Consider the following 20,271-nt stretch of genomic DNA (forward strand, 5'->3'; position numbering starts at 1 on the left):
CGGCTTTTCTTTCAATCAGCTACACGCAGCGCGGATCTCGTCCGGTAGCGGCGCGCTCTTGCCGGTCTGGGTGTCGATCCACACCACCACGACGTTGCCGTCGGAGTGCAGCACGCCCTCGTCCTTCTGGTCGACGATGCGGTGGCCGACGGTGATGCTGCTGCTGCCCATGCGTTCGACGAACAGCTCGACCACGATGTCGTTCGGCCACACGATCGGGCGCCGGTAGTTGACGTTGGTCGCGGCCACTACCGGGGCGATGCGGTTGCGCATCGAGAAGCCCTCCACGTTCAGCAGCCAGCGCACGCGCGCCTCCTCCAGGTAGGAGATGTACTTGGCGTTGTTGACGTGGCCCATGCTGTCCATGTCGCGCCAGCGCACGCTGATCGGCACGCGCGCCAGCGGCTTGTGCGAGGGGGAGGCGGAATCGGCGGGGGTTGCGCTCATCGTGCGGCCTTCTTGGTCGTGGTCTTCTTGGCCGCCTTCTTGGCGGCGGCCTTCTCGGCTTTGCTCTTGCGCGGCGGCAGCGCGTCGGGCTTGTTGGCCATCGCCGCCGGCTTGGTCGGCTTGGCCACGGTGCCGACGGGCAGCAGCTTGGCCAGGAACTGGCCGGTGTAGGAATCCGGATGCGCGGCGATCTCCTCCGGCGTGCCGGTGGCCAGGATGGTGCCGCCGCGATGGCCGCCTTCCGGACCCAGGTCCACCACCCAGTCCGCGGTCTTGATCACGTCCAGGTTGTGCTCGATCACGACCACGGTGTTGCCCTCGTCGCGCAGCTTGTGCAGCACGCCCAGCAGCGCCTCGATGTCGTGGAAGTGCAGGCCGGTGGTCGGCTCGTCGAGGATGTACAGGGTGCGGCCGGTGTCGCGGCGCGACAGTTCCTTGGACAGCTTGACGCGTTGCGCCTCGCCGCCGGACAGCGTGGTCGCGCTCTGCCCCAGCTTGATGTAGCTCAGGCCCACGTCGACCAGCGTCTCCAGCTTGCGCGCGATGGTCGGCACCGGCTCGAACAGGCGCAGCGCATCCTCGACGGTCATCTGCAGCACGTCGTTGATGTTGAAGCCCTTGTACAGGATCTCCAGCGTCTCGCGGTTGTAGCGCTTGCCGTGGCACACGTCGCAGGGCACGTACACGTCGGGCAGGAAATGCATCTCGACCTTGATCAGGCCGTCGCCCTGGCACGCCTCGCAGCGGCCGCCGCGCACGTTGAAGCTGAAACGGCCCGGCGAATAGCCGCGCGCACGCGACTCGGGCACCTGCGCGAACAGCTCGCGCAGCGGCGTGAACAGGCCGGTGTAGGTGGCCGGATTGGAGCGCGGGGTGCGGCCGATCGGCGACTGGTCGATGTCCACCACCTTGTCGAACAGGTCCAGGTGCTCGATCTCGCGGTACGGCGCCACCGCATGCGAGGCGCCGTTGATCTCGTTGGCGGCCAGGGTGAACAGGGTGTCGTTGATCAGCGTCGACTTGCCCGAGCCGGACACGCCGGTGACGCAGGTCAGCAGCCCGGCCGGGATGTCCAGGTCCACGTTCTTGAGGTTGTTGCCGGTGGCCCCGCGCAGGTGCAGGGTCATCTTCGGGTTGGCCTTGTGGCGCTTGGCCGGGATCTCGATGCGGCGCTTGCCCGACAGGTACTGGCCGGTCAGCGAGCGCGGCGCCTTCAGCAGGTCCTGCACCGTGCCCTGGCCGACGATCTCGCCGCCGTGCACGCCGGCGCCGGGGCCGATGTCCAGCACGTAGTCGGCCAGGCGGATCGCGTCCTCGTCGTGCTCGACCACGATCACCGTGTTGCCCAGGTCGCGCAGCCGGGTGAGCGTGCCGAGCAGGCGCTCGTTGTCGCGCTGGTGCAGGCCGATCGACGGTTCGTCGAGCACGTACATCACTCCGACCAGGCCGGCGCCGATCTGGCTGGCCAGGCGGATGCGCTGCGCCTCGCCGCCGGACAGGGTGTCGGCCTTGCGTTCCAGGGTCAGGTAATCCAGGCCGACGTCGACCAGGAAGCCGAGCCGCTCGGCGATCTCCTTGACGATCTTGGTGGCGATCTCGCCGCGCCAGCCGGGCAGGTCGAGCTGGCGGAAGAAGCGCAGCGCGTCGTCGATCGGCAGCACCACCAGGTCCGGCAGCGGGCGATCGGCGACGAACACGTTGCGCGCGGCCTTGTTCAGGCGCGCGCCCTTGCACTCCGGGCACGGCCGCTGGCTGATGTACTTGGCCAGTTCCTCGCGCACCGCCGGCGATTCGGTCTCGCGGTAGCGGCGCTCCAGGTTGGGGATGATGCCTTCGAAGCGGTGCTTGCGCTGGGTACGGCCGCCGGCGTCGGTGAAGTAGGTGAAGGTGATGGTCTCGTCGCCGCTGCCGTACAGCACCGCCTGGCGCACGCTCGCCGGCAGCGACTGCCACGGCGCGTCCACGTCGAACTTGTAGTGCTTGGCCAGCGAGGCGATCAGCTGGAAGTAGTAGGCGTTGCGCCGGTCCCAGCCGCGCACCGCGCCGGCCGACAGCGACAGCTCCGGATGCACCACCACGCGCTCGGGATCGAAGAACTCGGCCACGCCCAGGCCGTCGCAGCTCGGGCAGGCGCCCATCGGCGCGTTGAACGAGAACAGCCGCGGCTCCAGCTCCGGCAGCGAGTAGTCGCAGACCGGGCAGCTGTACTTGGACGAGAACAGGTGCGGCGCGGCCGCGGTGTCGTCCAGCGACTGCACCGAGACCATGCCGTCGGCCAGCTTCAGCGCGGTTTCGAAGCTCTCGGCCAGGCGCTGCTTGATGTCCTCGCGCGGGCGGAAGCGGTCGATCACCGCCTCGATGGTGTGCTTCTGGCGCAGCGCCAGCGCCGGCACCGCGTCGATCTCGTACAGCTCGCCGTCCACGCGCACGCGCACGAAGCCCTGCGCGCGCAGTTGCTCGAACACCTGCGCGTGCTCGCCCTTGCGCTCGCGGATCACCGGCGCCAGCAGCATGTAGCGCTGTTCCGGGTCCAGGGTCAGGATGTGGTCGACCATCTGGCTGACCGTCTGCGCTTCCAGCGGATAGCCGTGTTCCGGGCAGCGCGGCTGGCCGACGCGCGCGTACAGCAGGCGCAGGTAGTCGTAGATCTCGGTGATGGTGCCGACCGTGGAGCGCGGGTTGTGCGAGGTCGACTTCTGCTCGATCGCGATCGCCGGCGACAGGCCTTCGATGTGGTCGATGTCGGGCTTTTCCATCACGCTGAGGAACTGCCGCGCGTACGCCGACAGCGACTCCACGTAGCGGCGCTGGCCTTCGGCGTAGATGGTGTCGAACGCCAGCGACGACTTGCCCGAGCCGGACAGGCCGGTGATCACGATCAGCTTGTCGCGCGGCAGGTCGAGGTCGAGGTTCTTGAGGTTGTGCGTCCGCGCGCCGCGGATGCGGATGAAATCCATCGCCATGAGGAGTCCGTGTTGTGCCGGCCGGGCGACAGCCCAGGGCCAGCGTGGGGGCGGAGAGGGGACGGCAATCGATCAGCGTACCCAGCTTGTCAGGTGGGGGCAATTGCCGGATTTGCCAGGATCCGGGCGGGCGCGCGGCTGGCCGGTTCAGCCAATCGCGGCGCGGCGCCGGGGCCGCAGCCGCGCCGGGGTGGGGACTTGACCCTAACCCGCTGAAGCCATTACAATTCCGCTCCTGTCTGCCCGAAGAGGCACGGCAGGGGCGACCACAATAACTACAGAGGAAGTCTGGTCATGTACGCAGTACTGGTAACCGGCGGTAAGCAATACCGCGTCGCGCAGGGCGAAACGCTCCGCGTGGAAAAGCTCGAAGTCGAAGCCGGCAACGAGATCAAGTTCGACAACATCCTGATGCTGGGCGACAGCGACGGTATCAAGCTCGGTGACGCGCTGAAGGGCGCCACCGTCACCGCGAAGGTCGTGGCCCATGGCCGCGCCGACAAGGTGCGCATCATCAAGTTCCGTCGCCGCAAGCACCACATGAAGCGTCAGGGACATCGTCAGCATTACACCGAAATCGAGATCACCGGCATTGCCGGTGGCGACAAGAAGTAAGGAGCAGCAGTCATGGCACACAAAAAAGGCGTAGGTTCCTCGCGCAACGGCCGCGACTCCAACCCGAAATACCTGGGCGTGAAGATGTTCGGCGGCCAGGCGATCGAGGCCGGCAACATCATCGTGCGTCAGCGCGGCACCCAGTTCCACCCGGGTTCGGGCGTCGGCCTGGGCCGCGACCACACCTTGTTCGCGCTGGTCGACGGCAAGGTCGAGTTCTCGGTGAAGGGCGCCAAGAAGCGTCGCACCGTGAGCGTGGTTGCCGAAGCGGCCGCCGTCGAGGCGTAAGCGTTTCGCCTCCAGGGCCTGCGCCGATGGCGCGGGCTTGCTGACGAGAGCCCCGCTTCGGCGGGGTTTTTCGTTGGAGGGCCGGGATGGCGGGATTGGGGATTGGGGATTCGCAACGGCGGATCGCTTCAAGTCCTTGCCGTCACCTCGGTCTATCGGGGCCGCTAAACTGCGGTGGCCGGTGTTTTTCCAATCCCGAATCCCGAATCGCGAATCTCAAATCATGAAGTTGGTAGACGAAGCAGAAATCCAGGTCGGTGCCGGCAATGGCGGCAACGGCTGCATCGGCTTCCGCCGCGAGAAGTTCATCCCGCTCGGTGGGCCGGACGGCGGCGATGGCGGCAACGGCGGCAGCGTGTGGCTGGTCGCCGACGAGAACCTCAACACCCTGGTCGACTTCCGCCACCAGCGTTCGTTCCGCGCGCAGCGCGGCGAGAACGGCATGGGCCGGCAGATGTACGGCAAGGCTGGCGAAGACCTGGTCATCACCGTGCCGGTCGGCACCGTGGTCATCAACGTCGACACCGACGAGACCATCGGCGACCTGGTCGCGCATGGCGACAGGCTGCTGGTCGCGCAGGGCGGCAAGGGCGGCCTGGGCAACATGCATTTCAAGAGCTCGGTGACGCGCGCGCCGCGCAAGGCAACCCCGGGCGAAGAGGGCGAGGAGCGCACGCTGAAGCTGGAGCTGAAGCTGCTCGCCGACGTCGGCCTGCTGGGTTTCCCCAACGCCGGCAAGAGCACCTTCATCCGTGCAGTGTCCGCAGCCACGCCGAAGGTCGCCGACTATCCGTTCACCACGCTGTATCCGAACCTGGGCGTGGTCAGCGTCGAGGCCTACCGCAGCTTCGTGATCGCCGACATCCCGGGCCTGATCGAGGGCGCGGCCGACGGCGCCGGCCTGGGCGCGCAGTTCCTGCGCCACCTGCAGCGCACGCGTCTGCTGCTGCACCTGGTGGATCTGGCGCCGATGGAAGGCGGCGTGGATGGCGTGGCGCCGATCGAGCAGGTGCGCGCGATCGAGCGCGAGCTGGAGAAGCACGATCCCGAGCTGTTGGCCAAGCCGCGCTGGCTGGTGCTGAACAAGGCCGACCTGATGTTCGAGGACGAGGCGCGCACGCTGGCCGAGCAGGTGGTCGCCGAACTCGGCTGGACCCAGCCGTGGTACCTGGTGTCGGCGCTTGGTCGCGACGGTACCTGGCCGATCATGAAGGACGTGATGGCGTTCTTCGATCGCCAGCGCGAGGATGCGCTGGAAGCGGCCGCCAATGCGCCCGATGCCGATGCGCTCTGAGCGCAGCGGCCGGTCCGGCGCGCTGCGGTCCGCAGCGTATCGCACGCACACGAAAAACCCGGCCGAGGCCGGGCTTTTTCGTAGTGCCGGAAGCGTTGGCGCCTCCGGCAACAACCGCAGCCGGTCAGGCGGCGGTCTTGATCGCCTTGATGCGGGCGGTCAGGCGGCTCTTGTGGCGCGCAGCCTTGTTCTTGTGGATCAGACCGCGCGAGCTGAAACGGTCGAGGATCGGCTGGGCAACGGCGAAAGCGGCTTCGGCGCCGGCGGCGTCGTTGGCGTCCAGGGCCTTGATGACCTTCTTGACGGCGGTGCGCAGCATCGAACGCTGAGCCGTGTTGCGCGCGTTGCGCACGACGGTCTGCTTGGCGCGCTTCTTGGCGGACTTGATATTGGCCACGGTGGTGGTTTCCTGGAAAGCTGTGTGGTGGATAAAAACAAGCGGGAGAGTATGAAGGTTCTAAACAACTGCGTCAAGCCAATTGTCAAGAGGGTCGCTGCATGAGCACGCCGCGCATGCTCCGCGGGCTACTCTCGTTCAGCAGCATGACCATGGTCTCGCGCGTGCTGGGGCTGGTACGCGATCAGGCTATCACCATTTCGTTCGGCGCCAACGCGACCACCGACGCTTTCTGGGTCGCGTTCCGCATTCCCAACTTCCTGCGCCGGCTGTTCGCCGAAGGCTCGTTCGCCACCGCGTTCGTGCCGGTGTTCACCGAGGTCAAGGAAACCCGGCCGCATGCGGACCTGCGTGCGCTGATGTCGCGGGTGTCCGGCACCCTGGGCGGGATCCTGCTGCTGGTCACCGCGCTGGGGCTGATCTTCACCCCGCAGGTGGCGCTGCTGTTCAATCCCGGCGCCAGCGACGACCCGGCCAAGTTCGGGCTGATCGTCGATCTGCTGCGGCTGACCTTCCCGTTTCTGCTGTTCGTGTCGCTGACCGCGCTGGCCGGCGGTGCGCTGAACAGTTTCAACCGCTTCGGCCTGCCGGCGCTGACCCCGGTGATCCTCAACCTGTGCATGATCGCCGGTGCGCTGTGGCTGGCGCCGAAGCTGGAGGTGCCGATCCTGGCGATGGGCTGGGCGGTGCTGGTCGCCGGCCTGCTGCAGCTGCTGTTCCAGCTGCCGGCGCTGCGCGGCATCGACCTGCTGACCCTGCCGCGCTGGGGCTGGCGCCACCCGGACGTGCGCCGGGTGCTGACGCTGATGGTGCCGACCCTGTTCGGTTCGTCGATCGCGCAGATCAACCTGCTGCTGGACACGGTGATCGCCTCGTTCCTGTTCGCCGGCTCGCAGAGCTGGCTGTCGCAGGCCGACCGCTTCCTGGAGCTGCCGCTGGGCGTGTTCGGCGTGGCGCTGGGCACGGTGATCCTGCCGGCGCTGTCGCGGCACCACGTCAAGACCGACCATGCTGGCTTCTCCAATGCGCTGGACTGGGGCCTGCGCACCACGCTGCTGATCGCGGTGCCGGCGATGCTGGGGCTGATGCTGCTGAGCCAGCCGCTGGTGGCCACGCTGTTCCAGTACGGCAAGTTCACCGCGTTCGACACGCGCATGGCGGCGATGTCGGTGTTCGGGCTGAGTTTCGGGCTGCCCGCGTTCGCGCTGCTGAAGGTGCTGCTGCCGGCGTTCTACTCGCGCCAGGACACGCGCACCCCGGTGCGTGCCGGCGTGGTCGCGCTGGTCGCCAACATGGTGCTGAACCTGCTGTTCCTGGCGATCCTGTACCAGCTGTGGGTGCCGGCCGAGCTGCGCGCGCAGGGCGTGCGCGCGGCATTGGAGGCGGTGCCGGGCCTGCACCTGGCGCTTGGCCTGGCCAGCGCGGTGGCCAGCTACATCAACCTGTCGCTGCTGTGGCGCTGGCTGCGCCGCGCCGAGGTGTACCGGCCGCGGCCGGGCTGGGCCGGGTATCTGCTGCGGCTGGGCCTGGCCTGCGCGGCGATGGCCGCGGTGCTGGCGCTGGGCCTGCACTGGCTGCCGGGCTTCACCACGATGGACAAGTGGCACCGCATCGGCAGCCTGCTGGCGCTGGTCGGCGGCGGCGGCGCGGTGTATCTGCTGGCGCTGCTGGCGCTGGGGTTCCGGCCGCGGGATTTGCGGGAGCATTGAGGCCGGGACTCGGGACTCGGGACTCGGGGCTCGGGGCTCGGGGCTCGGGGCTCGGGGCTCGGGGCTCGGGACGGGTCTCATGGGTGAGTGAGCCGGATCCAAAGGTTGCTGGGCTGAATTGGCGTGATTAGCCTCTGCTTTTACGAGTCCCGAGTCCCCAGTCCCGAGTCCCGAGTCCCGAGTCCCGAGCCACCCAAGCTATACTCGACGGTTACGCATCATCGGCCGGCGCACTCCAGCGCCGGCGCTTCGGACCGAGGAATGAGCAGGCTGTTTAGAGACGTCGAGGGCGGGACTTTGTTCCCGCAGGGAAGCGTGGTCTGCATCGGCGCCTTCGATGGCCTGCATCTGGGCCACCGTGCGCTGGTGCGCCATGCGCTGGCGCGTGCCCGCGCGCTGGGCGTGCCGGCGGTGGCGTTGAGCTTCGAGCCGCTGCCGCGCGAGTTCTTCGCGCCGGCCGCGCCGCCGCCGCGGCTGACCCTGGCGCGGGCCAAGATCGAAGGCCTGCACGCGCTCGGCGTGGACAGCGTGGGCCTGCTGCGTTTCGACCTGCGCCTGTCGTCGATGAGCGCGCAGGAGTTCGTGCAGCGCACCCTGGTCGAGCGGCTGCAGGCGCGCGAGGTGTGGATCGGGCCGGCGTTCCGCTTCGGCCACAAGCGCGGCGGCGACATCGCGCTGCTGCGCGAGATGGGCGCGCAGCTCGGCTTCGCCGCCGGCGAGATCGAGCCGGTGCACCTGCGCGAAGAACGCATTTCCAGCACCCGTATCCGCGAACTGCTGGTGGCCGGCGAATTCGTCCACGCCGCAGAACTGCTCGGCCGTCCGTACGCGATCGACGGCCGCGTGGTGCGCGGCAAGCAGCTCGGGCGCACTCTCGGCTATCCCACCGCGAACCTGCGCTTCAACCGCACCCCGGCGCTGTCGGGCATCTATGCCACCTGGGTGCACGGCGTGACCGAGCAGCCGTGGCCGTCGGTGTCCAGCTTCGGCACGCGGCCGACGGTGCAGGGCGTGGAGCCGCTGCTGGAAGCGCACCTGTTCGATTTCCAGGGCGACCTGTACGGGCGCCACATCGAAGTGGAATTCGTCGCCAAGTTGCGCGACGAAGAAAAGTTTTCCGATCTGGCGGCGCTGACCGAACAGATGCACCGCGACGCCGCACTGGCCCGCCGCCTGCTCGCGTCCGCGCAGGACTCCGCACCGCCGCGCGCGGACGCCGATGGCGCCAGTCGCGCGCACCAGCCCGCGCATTCCCGCGCGGACTCCCCCATGAAGACCACCGACCGGTAAATCCCCGTGACCCAGGACTACAAAGCCACCCTCCACCTGCCGGCGACGGACTTCCCGATGCGCGGCGATCTGCCCAAGCGCGAGCCGGACACGCTGGCCCGCTGGGAGAGCGAGGGGCTGTACGCGCAGCTGCGCGACAACGCCCAGGGCCGGCCGCTGTTCGTGCTGCACGACGGCCCGCCGTACGCCAACGGTGCGATCCACCTCGGCCATGCGGTCAACAAGATCCTCAAGGACATCATCGTCAAGTCCAAATACCTGGCCGGCTTCGATGCGCCGTACATCCCGGGTTGGGACTGCCATGGCCTGCCGATCGAGATCGCGATCGAGAAGAAGTTCGGCAAGGTCGGGGTCAAGCTGGATGCGGCGCAGTTCCGGCAGAAGTGCCGCGAGTACGCCAACGAGCAGATCGACATCCAGCGCCGCGATTTCAAGCGCCTGGGCGTGATCGGCGACTGGGACAACCCGTATCGCACGCTCGACTTCCATTTCGAGGCCAACGAGATCCGCGCGCTGGCGCGGATCGTCGACAACGGCCACCTGACCCGCGGCGTGAAGCCGGTGCACTGGTGCTTCGATTGCGGCTCGGCGCTGGCCGAGGCCGAGATCGAGTACGCCGACAAGCAGTCGCCGACCGTGGACGTGGCCTACACCGCGCGCGATGGCGCGGCGCTGGCTGCGGCGTTCGGGGTGGAGCTGCCGGAGGATGTCGAGGTCGCGGTGCCGATCTGGACCACCACGCCGTGGACGCTGCCGGCGTCGCTGGCGGTGTCGCTGGGGCCGGACCTGAGCTACGCCCTGGTCGAAGGCCCGGCGCACGATGGCCGCCGACGCTGGCTGGTGCTGGCCGATGCGCTGGCCGAGCGCGCGCTGCAGCGCTACGGCGTGACCGAGGTGGTGGTGCACGGCCGCGTCGCCGGTGCGGCGCTGGAGAACCAGCTGCTGGCGCATCCGTTCTACGACGAGCGCGACATCCCGCTGATCCTGGGCAGCCACGTCTCCGACGAGGACGGCACCGGCGCGGTGCACACCGCGCCCGGGCACGGCCAGGAAGACTACGTGGCGGCCAAGCAGTACGGCCTGATCGATCGCTACACCGCCGCGCAGATCAACCCGATCGACGGCCGCGGCGTGTACCTGCCGTCGACCCCGCCGGCCGATGGCGTGGTGCTGGCCGGGCTGCACATCTGGAAGGCCAACGACACCATCGCCGAGGTGCTGGCCGCGCGCGGCGCGCTGCTGGCGCACGCGACGATGACCCACAGCTACCCGCACTGCTGGCGGCACAAGACCCCGATCGCGTTCCGCGCCACCCCGCAGTGGTTCATCTCGATGGAGCAGGCCAACCTGCGCGCCGACGCGCTGAAGGCGATCGAGGGCGTGCACTGGTATCCGTCCTGGGGCCAGGCGCGCATCGCCGGCATGGTCGCCGGGCGTCCGGACTGGACCATCTCCCGGCAGCGCACCTGGGGCGTGCCGATCGCGCTGTTCGTGCACCGCGAGACCGGCGAGCCGCATCCGCGCAGCACCGAGCTGATGCGCCAGGTCGCCGACCTGGTCGAGGAGGGCGGGGTGGACGTGTGGTACACGCTCGACGCCGCCGAACTGCTCGGCGAAGAGGCCGCCGACTACGACAAGATCACCGACATCCTCGACGTCTGGTTCGACTCGGGCATCACCCACGAGGCGGTGCTGGCCGAGCGCGGCATTCCCAAGCCGGCCGACCTGTACCTGGAAGGCTCGGACCAGCACCGCGGCTGGTTCCAGTCCTCGCTGCTGACCGGCGTGGCGCTGGACCACGCGGCGCCGTACCGGCAGTGCCTGACCCACGGCTTCACCGTGGACGAGCACGGCCGCAAGATGTCCAAGTCGCTGGGCAACGGCATCGAGCCGCAGGACATCATGAAGACGCTGGGCGCGGACATCCTGCGCCTGTGGATCGCCGCGGCCGACTACAGCAACGAGATGTCGCTGTCGCAGGAGATCCTCAAGCGCAACGCCGACGCCTACCGGCGGCTGCGCAACACCGCGCGCTTCCTGCTCGGCAACCTGCACGGCTTCGCGCCGGGCACGCACCTGCTGCCGCTGGCGGAGATGGTGGCGCTGGACCGCTGGATCGTGCATCGCGCCTACGAGCTGCAGGAGCAGATCAAGGCAGCCTACGAGCGCTACGACTTCGCCGCGATCGTGCAGGCGCTGCTGAACTTCTGCAGCGTGGACCTGGGGTCGCTGTACCTGGATGTGACCAAGGACCGGCTGTACACGATGGCCGAGGACTCGCGCGGCCGGCGTTCGGCGCAGAGCGCGATGTTCCATGTCGCCGAGGCGTTCGTGCGCTGGATCGCGCCGATCCTGAGCTTCACCGCCGACGAACTGTGGGGCTACCTGCCCGGCGCGCACGTCGGCAACGTGCTGTTTGCGACCTGGTACGAAGGCCTGGCGCCGCTGCCGGAGGACGCGGCGCTGAGCGCGGCCGATTTCGACCAGTTGCTGGCGCTGCGCGAGCAGGTGGCCAAGGTGCTGGAGCCGATGCGCGGTAACGGCGTGATCGGCGCCGCGCTGGAGGCGGAGATCACCGTCGCCGCCGATGCCGCGACCGCCGCCAGGCTGCAGCCGCTGCAGGAGGAACTGCGCTTCCTGTTCATCAGCGGCGACGTGGTGGTGCGCGAGGCCAGCACCGACGAGATCTTCGTCAGCGCGCAGGCCACCACCAAGCAGAAGTGCGTGCGCTGCTGGCACCACCGCGCCGACATCGGCGTGGACCCGGCACACCCGGAACTGTGCGGCCGCTGCGTCAGCAACATCGCCGGGCCGGGCGAGGAGCGCAGCTGGTTCTGATCCGCCCCTGCGCGGCGGCGGCGCGTCCGGCGTCGCCGCCGCGCCGCGCACGTCGCTGTCCTACCCAACCTTTCTTCGCCCAAGGCGGACCCCGCGCATGACCGTACGACCCAAACCCTCCGCCCTGATCTGGCTGCTGCTGTCCGCGCTGGTGATCGGCCTGGACCAGTGGAGCAAGGCCTGGGTGCTGTCCAGCCTGCCCGAGTTCACCGCGGTGCCGGTGATCCCCGGCTTCTGGAACTGGTACCGCACCTACAACACCGGCGCCGCGTTCAGTTTCCTGAGCCAGGCCGGCGGCTGGCAGCTGTGGTTCTTCACCGCGCTGGCGGTGGGCATCAGCGGCCTGCTGGCCTGGTGGCTGGCGCGCACGCCGCGCCGCGACTGGCGCAGCGCGATGCCGTACGCCCTGGTCATCGGCGGCGCGATCGGCAACGTGATCGACCGGCTGATGCACGGCCACGTGGTCGATTTCATCCAGTGGTACGTGGGCGAGCACTACTGGCCCTCGTTCAACATCGCCGACTCGGCGATCGTCGCCGGCGCCGTGGGCATCGCCCTGTTCGGCGTGTTCGACGGCAAGTCGAAGCGAAAAGCGGGATAATTGGAACCATGGACGTCCTGCTCGCCAATCCCCGTGGTTTCTGCGCCGGTGTCGACCGCGCGATCGAGATCGTCAAGCGCGCCATCGAGACCCTCGGCGCGCCGATCTACGTGCGCCACGAGGTGGTGCACAACCGCTTCGTGGTCGACGACCTGAAGCAGCGCGGCGCGATCTTCGTCGAGGAGCTGGACGAGGTGCCCGACGGCAACACGGTCATCTTCAGCGCCCACGGCGTGTCCCAGGCGGTGCGCCAGGAGGCCGAGCGGCGCGGGCTGAAGGTGTTCGACGCGACCTGCCCGCTGGTCACCAAGGTCCATTTCGAAGTGGCCCGGCACTGCCGCGCCGGCCGCGACGTGGTGCTGATCGGCCACGCCGGCCACCCGGAAGTGGAGGGCACGATGGGCCAGTGGAACCGCGAACGCGGCGCCGGGCGCATCTATCTGGTCGAGGACATCGAGCAGGTCGCCACGCTGGACATCCAGCAGCCGGAAAACCTGGCCTACACCACCCAGACCACGCTGTCGGTGGACGACACCCGCGGCATCATCGACGCGCTGCGCACGCGCTACCCGGCGATGCAGGGGCCGAAGAACGACGACATCTGCTACGCCACCCAGAACCGCCAGGACGCGGTGCGCGACCTGGCCAAGCAGTGCGACCTGGTGCTGGTGGTCGGCTCGCCGAACAGCTCCAATTCCAACCGGCTCAGCGAGCTGGCGCGGCGCGACGGGGTGGAGTCCTACCTGATCGACGGCGCCGAGGAGATCGACCCGGCCTGGGTCATCGGCAAGCGCCGCATCGGCCTGACCGCCGGCGCCTCCGCCCCACAGGTGCTGGTGGACGGCGTGATCGCGCGGCTGCGCGAGCTGGGCGCCGATGGCGTCGGCGAACTGGCCGGCGAACCGGAGTCGATGGTGTTCGCCCTGCCCAAGGAACTGCGCCTGCGCCTGGTCAATTGACCGGACGCCCGCGGCCCCCTAGAATTTGCGGTTCAGCCGGAATAGCTCAGTTGGTAGAGCGGCGCATTCGTAATGCGTAGGTCGTAGGTTCGATTCCTATTTCCGGCACCAGATGCAGCAGCAAAAAGGCCGCCCCGAAAGGGCGGCCTTTTTTTGCTTATGCACTTGGCGTTCCCCGCAACTATCGCCGTAGCTACCAGGGTGCGTTAACTTGTGAGTCGATGTGGGTGCATCGGAGGATGCAGAATGATAGTTACCCATGTGCTCGGCAATTGTCCTGAGTGCGGATACGAACGCTTCGGGAACGTCATGGTCCTCCCGAACTTCATTCTTCGCGGATGTGGCCGGTGTGACTACTCAGTCCGCATTCCGCTCCCGCTGACGCGGAAGCGGGTCGTGTATCTGGACCAGCCCTTTTTCAGCGGAGCCTTTCGCGGCGGTGACCCGCGCTTTGTCGAGTTGGCCGCGAAGATCCAAAGGCTTTCCGCCTCCCAGATTCTTACTTCACCAAGATCGTTCGCGCACGAAGCCGAAGCTGTTCAGTGGGCGCGAGGTGCGGAGCTAGTCGCGTTCATAAAGCACACGAGTAGAGGCCACCAGTTCAAGCAGGGCTATGACGTCGAACAAACTCAAATAATGAGGGGTTTTAAGGCATGGCTTGAAGGGGCTAGGCCGGACTATGCTCCCGAACAAAAGGAGGCGTTGACCGCGGAAGTCCACAACTGGGATAACTATATGTTCGTGGACATTCGTCGTCCACTTGGTGATGGAAACGAACTCCGAGAGAGAAAGGAGCAGTCAACCCAAGCTTTAGTGACCTGTTTTGACGACTGGCGCCAATCACGATCCACATATGAACAAGACGTAGAAGCAGAACTGGCGGCTGTGGCCAAAATTTACCGGGACTCCTATGCGGATTACCTGGTTAGAGTTGGTGGTGGCGATATCGAAGCGATGTTCACTGCCCCGATTTTCTCTATGATCATAGATCGAATGCGTCACTATCTTCCAACGGATATGGATGTTATAGAGCAGCTTAGGAGGTGTGCGGAGTTCTTCGCTGCGCCAAATTTTGCTTCGTTGCCGTATCAATACATTCATTCGCGCGCTTGTGCGCTTCTCAAGCACAAGGTCAGAAACGGTGCTTACGCAAACAGAGAACGGGCCATTGAGGCGGTTGGCGGATTCTTTTATGACCTAGATCATATAGCTCACTATGCGCCGTACTGCGACGCGATAGCGATGGATAGGCCGATGGCGGAAATGATGGGTGATCCGAGGATTGATTTAGAGGCGAGGTTCGGGGTCAAAGTCTTTAGCTTGTCGAATCTTGAAGAATTCCACACATGGCTAGATGACATTGAAGATCGAATGAGCGAAGAACATAGAGAAGCACTTTGCGCCGCTTATCCTTAGTGGGAAACGTTTGGTGCGGTAAAGCTATGAACGCTCTGCCTGTGCTTCCACTGCGATATCGCTATGGTCTCCCCGCGCGGTTTGTAGGCGATGGTCAGCGGCTTGCCGTCCCTCACGATGCGCAGGAGGCCCCCGACGCTGCTTGCGCAGCCGGTTCGAGGCCGAGGTAGAAAACCCGCAATCCGCGCTCGCGTGAAGTCAATTCCGCCTGCGCAGACGGCTACAACTGCGTCAGGCGCCTGGCCCGGGCGGAGCCAGTCGGTCATTGCGCGTGCGCGGTGGCGGGCAGCGAACAGGCCGTCTTCGCGCCCCCTTGCTTGCGCTTCCACTGCCACGTCGCCACGGTCTCGCCGCGCGGCTTGTACGAGACCGTCAGCGGCTTGCCGTCGCGCAGCAGCTGCAGCGTGAGCACGCCGTCCTGCTCTCCCTGCAGCTGATCCTGGCCGACCGGGCGGGTGATTTCGTCGCCTTTTTGCACGCCGGCCTTGGCGGCGGCCGAGCCGGGGATCACGTCACGGACGATGCGTGGGGATTCGGTCAGGACGGCGGGGGCGAAGCCGAGTTCGTAGCGGCGCATGGGTTGCGAGGTGCGTTCGAAGCAGGGGCCGAAGGCGTCGCTGGCGGGCAGGGGCGTGGCGCCGTCGAGCATGGCGTGCAGTTGCTGGATCGCGTCTTCGCCGAGGGTGTCGCGCAGCACCGCTTCCCAGTCGGCGATGCCGAGCTGTTTGTTGCGTTGCTGGCGTTGCAGCATCGCCAGCATCAGGTCGTCCAGGGATTTGCGGCCGTGGCTGGCCTTGCGCATGGCGTCGTCGACGGTGACGAAGTACAGGAAGCCGCGGTCGTAGGGCAGGGTGCGGATGCGGGTGTCCTGCCAGAACTTCGCCGGCACGTCGCTGTTCGGGGCGTTGCCGAGGAGGTTGGTGTAGTAGCGGGCGGCGGTGTAGTTGAGGTCCTTCAGGAACGCGTCGGCGTCGATCATGCCGTAGCGGAACGGCAGGCGCGCCTGGTAGAACACGGCCATGCCTTCGTTGAACCAGGCGTCGGCCAGGGTTTCGCCGTCGTACTGCGCGCTCATGCGCGGCTGGAAGGTGTGGAACATCTCGTGGGCGAGGGTGAGTTCCAGCTGTTCCGGGTCGTTGCCGCGGTCGTCGTCGTAGGTGACGACGAAGGAGTTGTACATGCCCATGCCGCCGCCGGGGTTGACCCGGTTGCGGCGCAGGAACACGCCGTACGGTGTGGCCGGCACGGCGAAGAACGCCTGGTAGTGCTGGCGCAGTTGCCGGGTCCAGGCCAGCAGCTTTTCCGCGTCGAACGGGGTGTGGCCCTGCCAGGCGGAGAAGAAGCCGGTGGCGTCGGGCGCGGGCGGGTACAGGCCGATCTTGCCGGCCATGAAGTAGCTGCTGTCCAGCGCTTCCATGTCCACGTCATGGGCGTTGCGGTCCTGCAGGCTGCTCACGGCATGCGCGCCTGCGCCCAGCGCGGACAGGTCCCATTGCAGGGCGATGTCGTGGCGGCCGCTGGGCGGATGCAGCAGGAAGGTGGCGCCGGCGCCGGAGAAGGCGCCTTCCTCGCTGCGCAGTTCGATCGGCGGCGCGGCGCCGCGCGCGGCCAGCGCTTCGGTCATCGTCGCGCGATAGGAAAAACCCAGGGTGCCGGCGACGGCGCGGTCGGCGAACCATTCGCGCTGCCGGGCCGGGCCTTCGCCCTGGTCGCGATAGCGCAGCTGCACGGGACCGCGGTCGTCGCGCGCGGCCAGTTCGCCGACGCTGGCGGCGATGGTGGGCACGTTGCTGGTCACGTGCGGCATCGCCAGCAGGACGCTGCCGGCCGGCGTGGGCTGCAGCGGGATCGTTTCGTCCACCAGCAGCGCCTCGATCCGGCTATCGGCAGCGTTCGCCTGCGCGTGGATGGTGATCGCGTACGGCGTATCGGTCGCGGCCAGGGCCGGGGACGCGGCGAGGGCCAGGAACAGCGGGAGGTGGCGTGGCATTTTCATCGGCATGGGGCGCGGCAGGGTAGGAGGTCAGGGCGAGCAGCGTGCGGCCAGGGCCGGGTCGACGGCGAAGCGCCAGGCGTCCACGCGCGCGCTGCGCGGCAGGTACTCCACCTGCACCGGCTTGCCGTCGCGCTCCAGTTTCAGCTGCATGCGGGTGTGTTCGTCGGCCATGGCTCGTTCCAGCGGTGTGTATTCGACGATGCGGTCGTTTTCCTGCACGCCGGCACGGGCGGCGGCGGAGTCGGGCAGCAGGTTCTTGACCACGCCCATGCGCATGCGATCGAAGCCGAGTTCGAACGGCTGGTGCGGCGCGGGTACCACGCGGTAGCAGCCGAACGCCGGCGCGGGCGGCACGATCAGCTTGCCGGCGACCATCGCGTCGAAGTCGCTGCCGGCGGCGGCGCCCAGTTCGCGCACCACCATCGCGCGCCATTCGGATACGCCGATGGTTTCGCCGGCGCGCTGGCGCTTGAGCACTTCCAGCACCAGGGCGTCCACCGAATGCGCCTGCCGGCCATGCTGGCGCAGCTGCGCATCGACGCTCACCAGGTACATGAAGCCGCGGCCGTACGGCACGCGCTGAGCGCGCGCGTCCTTCCAGAAGCGTTCGCCGGCGGCGGCGTTGTCGAGCGCGCGGAACGGGTTGTCGTAGTAGCCGTCGGCGCGATGGTTGATCGCCTGCAGGAAGGCGTTCTTGTCATAGACGCCGGCGCGCAGCGACAGCAGCAGCGAGTAGAACTCGGCCGTGCCTTCGGTGTACCAGGCGGTGAGCGCGTGCTGTTCGCCGTCGAGCTTGGGCCAGGTGTGGGCCATCTCGTGCGCCAGCAGTGCCTGCGGGCCCTCGGCGATGGTCTGGCCCTGCGGCCCGTAGCCGAACATGAAGGAGTGCGCCAGGCCGGTGCCGCCGCCGGCCGGATACGGGTTGCGGCGGGCGAAGGCGCGATAGGCCGAGCCGTCGTCGCCGAAGAAGCGCGCCATGTAGCGGTACAGCTGGCCAGTCTGCGTGGCCAGCAGCTGCGCGTCGAACGGTGGGGTGTCCATCCAGTAGAAGTGGAAGACGTCGTCGTCGTTTTCCGGCACGCGCTGCATCGTGCCGACGGCGTAGTAGGAGAAGCGCAACAGGTCGCTCGGCGCGGTGGTGCGCTGCTCGCCTTCGCCGACGCTCCACACGCCGCGCGCGCCGGCCGGCAGCGCGCTGAGGTCCCAGCGCAGGTGGATCTGGCGCGGCGCTTCCCCCGGCGGCAGCGCCATGAAGTAGACGCCGGCGCCCATCAGGCCGCCGTCCTGCGCGCGCAGGTCGAACAGCGGGCCGTTGCGGGTGTCGGCATCCACCGCGCGCGGCGGCGTGGCGTAGTCCACGTCGACGTCGCCGACGCTGGCGCGAGTGGCGAGGTAGTTGCGGTACTTGCCGGACGGGTCCGGCGCTTCGTCGACGGCGCGCAGCGGCAAGGCGCCGCGCGCGTCGCGCACGTTGATCTGTTCGGCGCTGTAGGCGGCGGTCGGGGTGGACACCAGTTCCACCGGCATGCGCAGCAACGGCGCGCCGGCAGCGACCTTGGGCGCGGGCAGGTGCAGGTGCACCTGCAGCGTGTCGATCCGGCCGGCGTGGGCCTTGGGCGTGAGCACCACGTCCAGCGGGACCGGAGCGGCAGCTGGTTCGGCGGCGAGCGCGGCGCAGGCCGGTGCCAGGAGCAGGGCGAGGGGGAACTGGACGAAGTGCAACCAGCGGGAGGTGCGTGCGCTCATGGTCGGGCCTGGGGCAGGTAGGCGATGCATTCGATTTCCACCTTGGCGCCCAGTGCCAGGGCGCTGGCGCCGAAAGCACTGCGCGCGGGCAGGTGGCCTGGTTTGAAGCGGCGCATGTACAGGGCGTTGAACGCGGGCCATTGCGCCATGTCGGTCAGCATCACCGTGCACTTGGCGATGTCGTCCATGCCGGCACCGGCCAGGGCCAGCGCACTGGCGACATTGTCCAGCGCGTTGTTGGCCTGGGCGCTGAATTCCTCGGGCAACCCGCCCTTTGCGGCGCTGCCGATCTGGCCGGAGACGTAGAGCGTGTCGCCGGCGCGCACCGCGGCCGAGAACGGCGCGCCGGGTGCGGTGCCGTAGTGGCGCAGCGGCGCGGGTGCGGCCTGCGCGGTCCACGGCAGCAGGGCGCACAGCAGCAGCGGGAGTCGTTTCATGACAGGGCCTCGATCAGGCGTTCGACATCGTCGCTGTCGTTGTAGAACGACGGCGAGACGCGAACGTAGTTGCGGTACAGGGTGACGGCGACGCCGGCGGCCTTCAGCTTCGGCGCCAGGCGCTTGCCGACGTCGCGCTGGGCGAAGGACACCAGCGCGGAGCGGGAGTCGGGCGGGGTCATCGGTTCGAAGCCCAGCCGCGGGATCGCGTCGTGCAGGCGCGCCAGCAGCGGTTGCCGCCATTGCGCGATGGCATCGACGCCGATGCGTTCGATCAGTTCCAGCGACGTCGCCAGCGCGGCCGCCGCCGCGTTGTTGAGCGTGCCGACTTCGATCTTGCCGGCCAGGCCGCCGATCGCCTGCGTCTCCAGCGGCGGTTCACCGGGCGGGTCGAACGGCAGGATGTGCGAGACCGTCTCGCCTTCCTGGCGGTAGCCCCACACGGTCTGCCGCAGCGCCTCCTGGCTGGCGCGGCGCGCGTACAGCACGCCCAGGCCGAAGTCGCCCATCAGCCACTTGTAGGTGGAGCTGGCGGCGAAATCCACGCCGCTGCCGTGCAGGTCGATCGGGGTGTTGCCGGCAGCCTGGATCAGGTCGGCGTAGACCAGCGCGCCGCGGCTGTGGGCCAGCTCGCAGACCGCCTTGAGGTCGTGCTGGAAGCCGTTGACGCTGGACACCAGGGTCAGTGCGACCAGGCGCGTGCCCGGGGTGATCGCCTTGTCCAGGTCCTCCAGGCGGATGCGGTTGTCGTGCGGGCGCACCACCTGCACGTCGAGGCCGCGCTTGGCCAGTTCCATGTACATGAACAGTGAGCCGTTGAAGTGGTAGGCGTCGGTGACCACGCGCTGGCGGCTGTGCGGGATGCCGAGGCCGTTCAACACCAGGTTCTCGCCGAACATGGTGCTGGGAATCCACGCCAGTTCGTCGCGGTCGGCATGCAGCAGCCGGCCCAGCGCGGCCATCGCGCGCTCGCGGTCGCCGCCCATGTCGACCTTGTCGGCGTTGCCGTTCATCAGCCGCGCGTCGAGGAAGCCGCGCTGCGCCTGCGCGGCGGCGCGGGCGATCGGATGCATGTAGGCGCCGTTGAGATAGCAGCCGGCGATCTCGAAGGCACTGCCGAGGCCTTGCAGGCCGCGTGCGGGCGTGGACGTGGCGGCCGTGGCAGCGTTGGTGGCGCCGGCGAGGCCAGACAGCGCGGCGGACAGCGGCAGTGCGCCGGCCGCCGCCAGCAGTTGCCGGCGGGTGGGATCGAAACGGGGCGAGCGAGTGTCCATG

16 protein-coding genes and 1 tRNA gene are annotated in these 20,271 nt (G+C 68.0%); 10 read left to right on the forward strand and 7 right to left on the reverse strand.

From position 1 onward, the window contains the following. Positions 1 to 15: 15 nt before the first annotated feature. Positions 16 to 447 carry a thioesterase family protein gene (locus tag J2Y70_RS01455; RefSeq protein WP_309912521.1) on the reverse strand — a complete coding sequence of 144 codons (432 nt, stop codon included), beginning with the start codon at positions 445 to 447 and terminating at the stop codon, positions 16 to 18. Then, positions 444 to 3,410, reverse strand: coding sequence for an excinuclease ABC subunit UvrA (gene uvrA, locus J2Y70_RS01460; protein WP_309912523.1), 2,967 nt, complete (start codon positions 3,408 to 3,410; stop codon positions 444 to 446). Before uvrA ends, J2Y70_RS01455 begins: the two co-directional genes overlap by 4 nt. Positions 3,411 to 3,704: 294 nt before the next feature. Here uvrA and rplU point away from each other — a divergent pair, with 294 nt between their 5' ends. The 3 genes from rplU to cgtA all read left to right on the forward strand — a co-directional run bounded on the left by rplU (position 3,705) and on the right by cgtA (position 5,607). Continuing rightward, a complete protein-coding gene (rplU, locus tag J2Y70_RS01465) occupies positions 3,705 to 4,025 on the forward strand; it encodes a 50S ribosomal protein L21 (protein WP_145701260.1) in 321 nt (106 codons plus the stop codon). Between the two features lie 12 nt (positions 4,026 to 4,037). After that, positions 4,038 to 4,313, forward strand: a complete 276-nt coding sequence (gene rpmA, locus J2Y70_RS01470) for a 50S ribosomal protein L27 (RefSeq protein WP_263397630.1) — start codon at positions 4,038 to 4,040, stop codon at positions 4,311 to 4,313. Positions 4,314 to 4,536: 223 nt separating this feature from the next. Then, positions 4,537 to 5,607: an Obg family GTPase CgtA gene (gene cgtA / locus J2Y70_RS01475; RefSeq protein ID WP_309912525.1), complete on the forward strand. Its 1,071-nt coding sequence runs from the start codon at positions 4,537 to 4,539 to the stop codon at positions 5,605 to 5,607. A 124-nt stretch (positions 5,608 to 5,731) separates the two neighbouring features. On the opposite strand, the gene rpsT is transcribed toward cgtA, so the two are convergent. Further along, positions 5,732 to 6,004, reverse strand: coding sequence for a 30S ribosomal protein S20 (gene rpsT / locus J2Y70_RS01480; RefSeq protein ID WP_003469619.1), 273 nt, complete (start codon positions 6,002 to 6,004; stop codon positions 5,732 to 5,734). A gap of 116 nt (positions 6,005 to 6,120) precedes the next feature. Here rpsT and murJ point away from each other — a divergent pair, with 116 nt between their 5' ends. The 7 genes from murJ to J2Y70_RS01515 all read left to right on the forward strand — a co-directional run bounded on the left by murJ (position 6,121) and on the right by J2Y70_RS01515 (position 14,817). Beyond that, positions 6,121 to 7,713 (forward strand): murein biosynthesis integral membrane protein MurJ, encoded by a 1,593-nt coding sequence (gene murJ, locus J2Y70_RS01485; RefSeq protein ID WP_309913228.1) that lies wholly within the window; start codon positions 6,121 to 6,123, stop codon positions 7,711 to 7,713. A gap of 261 nt (positions 7,714 to 7,974) precedes the next feature. Next, positions 7,975 to 9,003 carry a bifunctional riboflavin kinase/FAD synthetase gene (locus J2Y70_RS01490; RefSeq protein WP_309912527.1) on the forward strand — a complete coding sequence of 343 codons (1,029 nt, stop codon included), beginning with the start codon at positions 7,975 to 7,977 and terminating at the stop codon, positions 9,001 to 9,003. 6 nt (positions 9,004 to 9,009) lie between these two features. Then, positions 9,010 to 11,841 (forward strand): isoleucine--tRNA ligase, encoded by a 2,832-nt coding sequence (gene ileS, locus J2Y70_RS01495; protein WP_309912529.1) that lies wholly within the window; start codon positions 9,010 to 9,012, stop codon positions 11,839 to 11,841. 97 nt (positions 11,842 to 11,938) lie between these two features. Then, positions 11,939 to 12,442 (forward strand): signal peptidase II, encoded by a 504-nt coding sequence (gene lspA / locus J2Y70_RS01500; RefSeq protein ID WP_263397634.1) that lies wholly within the window; start codon positions 11,939 to 11,941, stop codon positions 12,440 to 12,442. Positions 12,443 to 12,450: 8 nt separating this feature from the next. Continuing rightward, positions 12,451 to 13,401 (forward strand): 4-hydroxy-3-methylbut-2-enyl diphosphate reductase, encoded by a 951-nt coding sequence (gene ispH / locus J2Y70_RS01505; RefSeq protein ID WP_309912531.1) that lies wholly within the window; start codon positions 12,451 to 12,453, stop codon positions 13,399 to 13,401. A gap of 35 nt (positions 13,402 to 13,436) precedes the next feature. Beyond that, a tRNA-Thr gene (locus tag J2Y70_RS01510) sits at positions 13,437 to 13,512 on the forward strand. Between the two features lie 135 nt (positions 13,513 to 13,647). Beyond that, positions 13,648 to 14,817, forward strand: a complete 1,170-nt coding sequence (locus J2Y70_RS01515; RefSeq protein WP_309912533.1) for a hypothetical protein — start codon at positions 13,648 to 13,650, stop codon at positions 14,815 to 14,817. A 262-nt stretch (positions 14,818 to 15,079) separates the two neighbouring features. Here the strand turns inward: J2Y70_RS01515 and J2Y70_RS01520 are convergent, their stop codons facing one another. Genes J2Y70_RS01520 through J2Y70_RS01535 form a run of 4 tightly spaced genes read right to left on the reverse strand, consistent with a single transcriptional unit; the run spans position 15,080 to position 20,270 of the window. Further along, on the reverse strand, positions 15,080 to 16,807 hold the full coding sequence (locus tag J2Y70_RS01520) for a peptidase M61 (protein WP_309912535.1): 1,728 nt from the start codon (positions 16,805 to 16,807) through the stop codon (positions 15,080 to 15,082). A 33-nt stretch (positions 16,808 to 16,840) separates the two neighbouring features. Beyond that, a complete protein-coding gene (locus J2Y70_RS01525; RefSeq protein WP_309912537.1) occupies positions 16,841 to 18,559 on the reverse strand; it encodes a hypothetical protein in 1,719 nt (572 codons plus the stop codon). After that, complete coding sequence (locus J2Y70_RS01530) at positions 18,556 to 18,996, reverse strand: RidA family protein (protein ID WP_309912539.1); 441 nt, start codon at positions 18,994 to 18,996, stop codon at positions 18,556 to 18,558. The genes J2Y70_RS01525 and J2Y70_RS01530 overlap by 4 nt, the downstream gene beginning before the upstream one ends. Beyond that, the gene (locus tag J2Y70_RS01535) at positions 18,993 to 20,270 is read right to left on the reverse strand and encodes an aminotransferase class V-fold PLP-dependent enzyme (protein WP_309912541.1); all 1,278 of its coding nucleotides are present in this window, start codon (positions 20,268 to 20,270) and stop codon (positions 18,993 to 18,995) included. The genes J2Y70_RS01530 and J2Y70_RS01535 overlap by 4 nt, the downstream gene beginning before the upstream one ends. Position 20,271 lies beyond the last annotated feature (1 nt).

The organism is Xanthomonas sp. 1678 (assembly GCF_031455575.1).
Lineage (GTDB): Bacteria > Pseudomonadota > Gammaproteobacteria > Xanthomonadales > Xanthomonadaceae > Xanthomonas_A.